Genomic DNA, 3205 nt, shown 5'->3' with positions numbered 1-3205 from the left:
CAAACGATTCCACTGCTGCTCGATCCGCCGAGACGGGAAAACTGGTTTCGAAATATTAATCTTGTTCATGCACTCAGTATAGCATGAACTAATCAATCATGAAGTAAATATGTTTACCTCTTAGTATCGCCGAGTGCATGCGCGAATCGCTCGCGCACGACGAAAAGCCGCGCGCGTTCCTGGCATTTAGCGCGGTCCTGCTCTCGGCAACGCTTGAATGTGATTCAACGCCCTGGCTGCTTGCGAAAGCTTCGGAGGCGCTCGGCGCGTTGGTTCAGTTGGACAGAAGCCCGGCGCGGACCCTCAGAGATCATCAGAAGGTTGCCGCAGCGGCGCGCGTGAGGCAGCGTGCAGAACAGACGGCAAGGCTCAGCGCGCAAATCGAATCGGCGTGGCGCGAGTATTGTAAATGTGGCTGGCCGTTCGATGAAAAAAAACCGGTTCGCGGCGGTTTTTGCGAGATATTCGACCATGCGGCAGCGCAGCAATATAAAGTCAGCGTGGGCTTTGTGCGCTCGATTCGCAAGCGCATTCAGGCAAGGCGCGGAGGTGCCTTGTAGCCGGCTAGAAGGCAGGCTTGTAGCCGGCTAGAAGACAGGCTTCTAGCCGGCTAGAAGGGCTTCACGGCCTTGCGGCAGTTGTGGATTGTAAAGGCACCTCATCGCCGGGTGTCGTCACATGCCAAAGCTGCCGGCTTATCGTCGGGTGCTTCGCCGAAGGGAAGCGGCGCGGCGCGCTGGCATTTCCCTGTCCACGGTCTACCGATTGCGGCGCGCCGGACAGTTTCCGCAGCCGGTCCGTCTCGGTTGTCGTGCGGTCGGCTTCCTGGTCTCAGACATTGATGCGTGGATCGACGCCCGCATCGCGGAGTCGCGCGAGTGACCGGCGACAGCGCGAGCCCATCCGGCATCCCGGACCCGATGAAGTGCGGCGCGCTGGAGTTCCTGGACGAGCACAGCGCAGCACTGCCGCCTGTGCGTCGCTGGCCTGAGACGTTGCGCCACCTGGTTGACGTGCTGGCGTCCTACAACGAGCGCGGACTCCGGATGTCACACAAGCAGGCCGCAGACGATGCGGCGGAGCGCGTCTTCCTGATCGCCGACTACCTGGGCGGTCGGAATCTCTACCTACCGCGCGGCGCAGCGCTGCGCCGTGCTGCGCGCGATGCGCTGATCTTCCGCTTGGTCGAATCACTGCCGAAGGATGAGGTCTGCCGCATGTGGGGGCTTTCCGAGATTTACCTTTACAAGATCATTGCCGAGCAAAAGAGACTGACCCGAGGGGCGCGCGATGGGCAATGACACCAAGCCGAAGCCCATGCACCTACTCACCGAGGCCGACGCCGCCGCCTTTCTGAGCCTGTCGAAAAGGACGCTCAGGAGGTGGCGACACATCAAGATCGGCCCGCCGTTCTATCGCCTGCCCGGACACAAGACGGGCGCGCTCTACCAGCAAAAAGACCTGATCGCCTGGATCGAATCCGGCCGCATCGAACACACCACGGAGTAAGCCATGAAACCCACCAACACCGAATCCGGCGCCCCGAATCTGAAGGCGATTTCGCATCAGTTGCAGCAGCACGCCGCTACGCTCGGCGGTCATCACGACAAGTGCGTGAAGCGCATCGCCGACCTGGAGGCCGAAGCGCGCGAGATCAAGGCTAGGCCGCTGTCGCGTGAAGACTACCTGGCCACGGTCAAGGTGTCGTTGCGAAAGCACTACGAAGACGCCGTAAGTGAGATGGCGCGCCTGCTAAAAGGGCACTCGCATTCCCGTGAATGCACGGTTGAAGGCCATGTCAGGGAAGCGGCGGCGCCGGTTCGCAGCGCGGAAGGCTACATGCGGATACCATTCGGCAGGCCGCTCGGCGGGCTCCCCAATGCGCCGGTATTCCACGGGCAACTACTCGGGATTGTGGCGGCTGGCGTGGCGAGCATCGCCGAGCAGGCAGTTGCCAGCATCGAGCCCTGGCCCTACTCGGACACCGTGCCCCTTGCCGATAGCCTGACGCGACTCGATGAGATCGACGCGGAGTTGATCGAGGCGCGCGCCGATCTGCGCGAAGTGCTCGCGCATATCGAAGCCATTCAACGGCCGATGGTGAATCCGGTTCTGGACGATGTTCGCGCCAAGCTGGCGGAAGCGGAGGCCAAGATCGAAGCGAGCCACCAGCCGCTCAAGAGCACGGCCGGCGCACCACATGCAGACGCCGATGGCTCTGTCGGCGGCTGAATCTGAGCGGACAAGCCGGCGAGTGTCCGACAACAACCCCGGCAGCGCGAGGCGTGCGGAATATCCCGGTCTCCATACCGGCGATTCCTCCCGGCGCTGATCGCGCAACCCTATGTGAGACCCATGACCATGATAGACGCCGCTCCAGTCTTCGTTCTGTTCGAGCGCTCCGGGCTCGGCGATGCCGTGCGCGCGGGCAACACCCACGGCACGCTGCACCTGTTGAAGCCGGGCACCTTTCCGGCGAATCCGCAGGACTTGACCCTGACGGCTGCCGACATTGCCGGCATTGCCGCGTCCTACAACCCGGCGATCTACAAAGCGCCGGTTGTGATCGGACACCCGGAGCACGACGAGCCCGCACATGGTTGGGTGCATGCGTTGAAGCACGACGCCGCCGGCCTGTGGGCTGAGATCGAGATATTTCCCGAGCTGGCCGGCAGGATCGCCGCAGGCGAGTACCGCACTGTGTCCGCGTCCGTCTGGCCACCGGGCAACATCGGCAACCCGTCGCCAAACACCTGGTCGCTGAAGCACGTCGGGTTCCTTGGCGCGGTCCCGCCAGCCGTCAAAGGTCTGGCGCCGTTCAGGCCCGGCGCCAAGGTGCAGGCGCCCGCAGGGATGGCCCTGTGCGAGCGCAGCAGCCGCATTCACCGTGATGCGCTGGTCTACCTCGCCGAGCATCCCGGAATCGACTACGCGACCGCCGCGATTGCTGCGGAGCGGCCTGGTTTCCGGTGCCCGCGCGGCTACCGTGTTGCGCCCGCTGGTGCCGAGCTTCACCGTGATGCGCTGGTCTACCTCGCCGAGCATCCCGGCGCCGACTTCGTGACCGCCGTCCGGGCGGTTGTCACCGACCGGGTCAATGGAGCCACCGATGATCGCCGTAATGGAGCCACTTGCAGGCCCCTCAAAACGGGTCTCGAACGGGGTCGGATTTCAGGGCTTTTTGGGCTTGTTGGCAACCGTTGTT

5 protein-coding genes are annotated in these 3205 nt (G+C 63.3%); all 5 read left to right on the top strand.

Annotation, left to right across the window (positions count from 1 at the left end; all coding sequences use genetic code 11):
• Positions 1-137 precede the first annotated feature (137 nt).
• Entirely contained in the window at positions 138-560 is a 423-nt protein-coding gene (locus IT472_RS09910) for a hypothetical protein (RefSeq protein ID WP_297181330.1), read from the top strand.
• A gap of 318 nt (positions 561-878) precedes the next feature.
• Complete coding sequence (locus tag IT472_RS09905) at positions 879-1301, top strand: Mor transcription activator family protein (protein ID WP_297181329.1); 423 nt, start codon at positions 879-881, stop codon at positions 1299-1301.
• Positions 1291-1509 (top strand): helix-turn-helix domain-containing protein, encoded by a 219-nt coding sequence (locus tag IT472_RS09900; protein ID WP_297181328.1) that lies wholly within the window; start codon positions 1291-1293, stop codon positions 1507-1509. Before IT472_RS09905 ends, IT472_RS09900 begins: the two co-directional genes overlap by 11 nt.
• A gap of 3 nt (positions 1510-1512) precedes the next feature.
• Positions 1513-2232, top strand: a complete 720-nt coding sequence (locus IT472_RS09895) for a hypothetical protein (RefSeq protein ID WP_297181327.1) — start codon at positions 1513-1515, stop codon at positions 2230-2232.
• Between the two features lie 129 nt (positions 2233-2361).
• Positions 2362-3205 (top strand): hypothetical protein (locus IT472_RS09890; protein ID WP_297181326.1); only part of this gene is annotated, 844 nt, incomplete at its 3' end.

The sequence above is a fragment of the Thermomonas sp. genome (genome assembly GCF_020850895.1).
In the GTDB taxonomy this organism is placed as follows: domain Bacteria; phylum Pseudomonadota; class Gammaproteobacteria; order Xanthomonadales; family Xanthomonadaceae; genus Thermomonas.
Note: the sequence above shows the minus strand (reverse complement) of the source record. Positions and strands in the feature narration are given on the sequence as shown.

Excerpts from the sequence above, each read along its gene's own strand:
- IT472_RS09895 (WP_297181327.1), top strand. The coding sequence starts at position 1,513 with ATGAAACCCACCAACACCGAATCCGGCGCCCCGAATCTGAAGGCGATT.
- IT472_RS09910 (WP_297181330.1), top strand. The coding sequence starts at position 138 with ATGCGCGAATCGCTCGCGCACGACGAAAAGCCGCGCGCGTTCCTGGCA.
- IT472_RS09900 (WP_297181328.1), top strand. The coding sequence starts at position 1,291 with ATGGGCAATGACACCAAGCCGAAGCCCATGCACCTACTCACCGAGGCC.